The following is a 4,316-nucleotide window of genomic DNA, read 5'->3' as shown; positions in this document are numbered from 1 at the left end:
AGTATCAAATGGTAATCCAAGTTCATTTGCCAAATCTTCTAAAGTATCCGCTTTATGAACATACTCAGAAGTAGAAGCTTCTAAATCAGGGACAAATGGATCATCAGCATCTAAAATTGCCCACGCAGTTAATTCAGGTTGATTCAAGATGTCATGATAGATTTGATATTTACTTTTATCTTCGTTTGTAAATCTTTCTCCATTCATGTTCACAAATGGATGCATATTCCAGCCATAGTAAACAGCAGCCCCAAAATCTGGACGAGCCCCTACATTTCCATCAGCGCCAATATGTCCCATCATTTTATTTCCAATAATTTGTGCATTTAGTTTTTCTGCCATGATAATACCATCACCATCATTTGTTCCTGATGAGAATACAATTCCTTTTTCAAAACCAGGTGCATATTTCTTAATTAGTTCTTGGTTTTGAGCAAATCCACCAGTACACAAAATCACTTTATCAGCATAAATATTGTAAGTACCCTCTTTATCTTGAACACTAGCACCAATGACAGTACCAGTTTCATCTGTCAATAAACTTGTTGCGCTTGTATTTACTCTTAGATCGATTCCACTATTTTCAATATATGGCCCCATAGCGTAAGTAAAATATGATCCATTCCATTTTGGATCTACATGATCATCATTTGAAGCAAAAGTCATGTGTCCCCATGCATCTGCTTGTTGAACCCCTGTTTCATTCATCAACTGATTGGCATGTTGGTTAATTAGAATTTCATTTTTCATTAATTCTTCATTAAATTCTAACTCCATCGAAGCCTGCAAAGTGGCTTTCTCATTTTCTAGACATTTATTTGCCCAGGCTTCATCATAAGCACCAGTTTCATCAGTATAAACATAGTGTACACCACCTGACAAACTTGTAATTCCACCTACTGAAGCAGCCTTTTCAATCAAAGTAACTGATAGTCCACTTATTGAATTTACAGTACCGTCAGTATAAGCTTCTAATGCTGCCATCATGCCGGAACCACCAGCACCTACAACTAAAATATTAGTAGTAATATCTTCTTTTACGATAGGTTCTTTAGCTTCAACTGCATGATTAAATCCTTCAGTTCCCCCTGCTTGTTCAAGACAATCCTTAACTGCAAGCTTAATGGCTAGGCTAGTCATTGTAGCTCCAGTTACAGTATCAACATTATAAGTTTGATGTTCTACAATTGCAGTTGGAATTTCTTTTAATGCCGGTGTCGTCAACGTTACAGGAAAATCAGTAGATTCAGTAATAAGAACTTTAGCAATTTTGTTATCTTGAATAGTTACACTTACTGTTTCGTATCCTTCCTGAAATCCGTTTTTTGTCGCAGTATAAGTACCGTCAGTTAAACTTGGTTTATCTTCATTTGTTGTTGTACAAGCGACCAAACTAATACTTAACAATGCAAGCAATACACATAATAATATTTTTTTCATTTTTACCTCCAATACCGCGCCATGCGCGGTCACAAATATTGCATGAAAGATAGAGACTCAATCTTCATAAACGCAAAAAATATGTTATGACGAAAGAGAGGTGATATACTGCAGAGCACGAGGAGGAGAATAGGCAATTCTTACTCATAGAATATCCTGAATTTTTATAAGTTGCCGTCATCCTTTCAAGCACAAATAAGTGGGACTTTGAGCCCGGACACTTAAGATTGTTCTTAACGATGTCGTAGATTGCCTGGATGACAGTCAAGGTCACCTTTCCTTTCCATTGAGAAGGGAGTTTTTTTATGAAAATCCTTCGTCCTATCTGCGCAGGTTTGGATGTTCATAAGAATGTGATCGTGGTCACCCTGGGTATCACAGACATGAACACCCAAATTACGCAGTATCTTCAGGAATCATTCTTAACCCTGAATTGTGATCTGTATCGTCTTCGAGGTTGGCTCTTAGACCATCACTGCCATGATGTCTGTATGGAATCGACAGGCAAGTATTGGATTTGTTTTTAACATTCTCGAGGATCATCTCCATGTTTTCCTCACGCACCCCAAATATGTGAAAGCGATCAAAGGTAAGAAAACGGATAAGAAAGATTCCAAGTGGATCTGTGATCTTTTTAAGCATGACCTTGTCCGCTTTTCTTTTATTCCTAGTAAGGAAATTCGTGCTTTATGGGAAATTGCTCGTTATCGCTTTAAACTTGTCTGTATGCGCTCCTCCGAGCGCAATCGCTTTCAGAATTCCATGACGGTTTCCAACGTGGCCTTGGCTTCGGCTCTCAGCGATCCCTTTGGGAAAACCGCCAAGGCTATCATGAATGTGATTCTTTCCGATTCCAGTGCGGCCAATGATGAAAACCTCATTCGTAAGCTCACTCATCGTTCCTGCAAGAATAAAGATTTGATTGTTGAATCGGTCAAAGACTGTAGACTGGAATCAGATCAGAAGTTCAAGATAACCCCTTGCTTCTCTCATTTAGAGGAACTGGATCGGCATATTGCCGCCTGTGAAGTTGAACTTTTCAACCGGGCTGCTCCCTTTTTGGATTTATGCCTGCTTTTAACGTCAATTCTCGGCATTCAACTGCTTTCTGCGATTCTCATTTTGTCTGAAATCGGAAATGATATGTCGCTGTTTTCCAGTGCTAAGCAGCTTGTAAGTTGGGCTGGGTTAGCACCTGCCAACAATGAGTCTGCCGGGAAAAAGAAATCGGTACGGATTTCTAAAGCCGGTCAATATCTCAAGCCTTTACTTGTTCAATGTGCATTAGCTTCTATTAAGAATCCTGATTCTTATTTCGGCAAAAAGTATTCGAGGATCAAGAAGCGCAGAGGTCATAAGAAAGCCATTACCGCGATTGCCAGAATGATTTTAGTTTGTATCTATCACATGTTACTTACGGGAGAATCGTTTCACCCTTGTGATTATGATGAACTAATGAATCCTAAAGTCTCGACTTCCACTGTCAAATTTACGGATGAAGAAGCAATTGAACATCTCCGTCTAAGTGGCTATGACGTATCTTCTCTTTTTAAATTGCCTTCTTCTGCTTAATTTTTATTTTCTATTTATCTTTCACACTTTCTTCCTCCTAGGTTAAGTGTAAAGTCTAACCTAGAGTTAAGGTCAATATCATTTTTCATTTTAAAGGCATCATCATTTCATTGTATGAAGTATAAACACCGTCTCTTTGAAAATAGTCAATCATCTTAATAACATATAAATCTTCTGCCTGATAATTCAAACCTCTTACTAAATTGTACCATCGATCTATACTTTCATTGGAAGTGTCAAAAGACACATTATGTTGCGCATTATCATTATGAATTAAATAAAAAGCATCTGGCAAAATAAAGTCAGGAACTAAGTATTCTAAATGATATTGTTTTCTCTGACTTTCAGTAATTCCAACAACAGATACAGTTATATAATTGGATGTACCTATGTAGTATACTGAAACATATGGCAATGCATCCAACCATTTTTGCAATTCTTTCAATCTCTCAGAATCTTTATCGGTTAACGTATTTCCAACCATATAGATACAACAATAGATTTTCTCGACTTTTTCAATGGATATATCATCTTTTCTATCGACAAATTTTCTAATTGTAGTTTTTCTTTCTTTTAACCATGATAAAAGCATTTGTCTAGATTCTATCTCTTCCATTAATTCATTTTCTCGATTTTCGATTCTTTCAATATCTTGCATCCATTCAACACCAAAAAGATTTTTATTGACATCTTCGAGTGAACTACCTTCCATTCTAAGTTGTCTTGCACGAATTATCTTTGTAATTTCCCAAGAGGAATAGACACGATAACTATTTTCTTGTCGTTGTGGCTCAATAATCTTTTTCTTTTCATATCTTCTTAATGTTTCCGGTGTAATATTAAAAATTCTCGCTAATTCAGAAATATTAAATTTTTCTTTTCCCCTTTTTGATTTTTTTAAAATCTCGATAACATGCTGAAATTCACTCATAGACAATACTCCTATTTATAATTCCTATCATATCACATCTCATTAAGTCTATAAAAAAAATAGCCCGTCTCACGGTATTTTCAATCTTAAATGGAAACTACGAAATAGCCCCGCTTGTGTATCGCATAGTTTCTCCTTTCAAGAAAAAAGCTGAGCGATTAAGCCCAGCTTAGTGGATAATTTCTCCTTGGTCATTCATGTAGTAAATGCCCTATCCTCACGGTTGATAATCGTTTCTGGTTTGTAGAGAACAGTCGAATGAAGCGACTCTTTGTCCTTTGTATTCTTCTGTTGCATAACCACTGGCATCACAGGCTGCGAAACAACCATTCTCCGACAGCTTCCTTCGAAACCCTTTTCATCGCAGGTGAAA

At 36.9% G+C, this 4,316-nt stretch carries 4 protein-coding genes; 1 reads left to right on the top strand and 3 read right to left on the bottom strand.

Translation table 11 applies throughout. The features are described from left to right. Both ACLRVU_RS15690 and ACLRVU_RS15685 read right to left on the bottom strand, forming a co-directional pair. Positions 1–1,440, bottom strand: a 1,440-nt coding sequence (locus ACLRVU_RS15690; protein ID WP_412892393.1) for an FAD-dependent oxidoreductase, incomplete at its 3' end; no start/stop codon positions are given. A gap of 396 nt (positions 1,441–1,836) precedes the next feature. Further along, entirely contained in the window at positions 1,837–1,989 is a 153-nt protein-coding gene (locus ACLRVU_RS15685; protein ID WP_412892392.1) for a hypothetical protein, read from the bottom strand. Between the two features lie 24 nt (positions 1,990–2,013). Between ACLRVU_RS15685 and ACLRVU_RS15680 the strand changes: the two genes are divergently transcribed. Continuing rightward, entirely contained in the window at positions 2,014–3,012 is a 999-nt protein-coding gene (locus tag ACLRVU_RS15680) for an IS110 family transposase (RefSeq protein ID WP_412892391.1), read from the top strand. A gap of 85 nt (positions 3,013–3,097) precedes the next feature. Here the strand turns inward: ACLRVU_RS15680 and ACLRVU_RS15675 are convergent, their stop codons facing one another. Beyond that, positions 3,098–3,943 carry a MerR family transcriptional regulator gene (locus tag ACLRVU_RS15675; RefSeq protein ID WP_117894126.1) on the bottom strand — a complete coding sequence of 282 codons (846 nt, stop codon included), beginning with the start codon at positions 3,941–3,943 and terminating at the stop codon, positions 3,098–3,100. Between the last annotated feature and the right edge of the window lie 373 nt (positions 3,944–4,316).

Origin of the sequence: Beduini sp. (assembly GCF_047239305.1) — a bacterium.
Taxonomy (GTDB): Bacteria; Bacillota_I; Bacilli_A; order Erysipelotrichales; family Coprobacillaceae; genus Beduini.
This window is presented reverse-complemented; position numbering and strand designations above follow the sequence as displayed.